Annotated in this window: 1 protein-coding gene; it reads right to left on the bottom strand. The window is 70.7% G+C overall.

What is annotated here, in order from left to right; genetic code table 11:
- Nucleotides 1–423 (bottom strand): acyltransferase domain-containing protein (locus tag KN815_RS40450; RefSeq protein ID WP_216346783.1); only part of this gene is annotated, 423 nt, incomplete at both ends.

The raw sequence follows: 423 nt of genomic DNA, 5'->3' as shown, positions 1-423 counted from the left end.
GCCGCTCGCCAGCGACACCACCGCGCCCAGCAACGGATGCCCCAGCGAGCCCAACCCCACCGAGCCCACATCGCCCACACCCACGGGCGCTTCGAGCCAGTAACGGTCACGCTGGAAGGCATACGTCGGCAGCTCGACCCGCCGGCCACCGCGCTCCTCCAGCGCGGCGGCCCAATCCACCTGGACGCCATGCGTGAACAGCTCTGCGGCAGAGGTCAGGAATCGCTGGAGTCCACCGTCATCACGCCGCAGCGTGCCGAGGACCACGGCCTCCGCCTCAGCGGCCTCGACGGTCTGCTGCACCGGCAGCCGCAGCACGGGGTGGGGGCTCACCTCGACGAACGCCGAATGCCCGTCGGCGATCAGCCTGCGGGTGGTGGTCTCCAGCTCGACGGTCTGCCGCAGGTTCCGGTACCAGTACTC

It is taken from the genome of Streptomyces niphimycinicus, from assembly GCF_018883605.1.
GTDB classification, from domain to species: Bacteria; Actinomycetota; Actinomycetes; order Streptomycetales; family Streptomycetaceae; genus Streptomyces; species Streptomyces niphimycinicus.
This window is presented reverse-complemented; position numbering and strand designations above follow the sequence as displayed.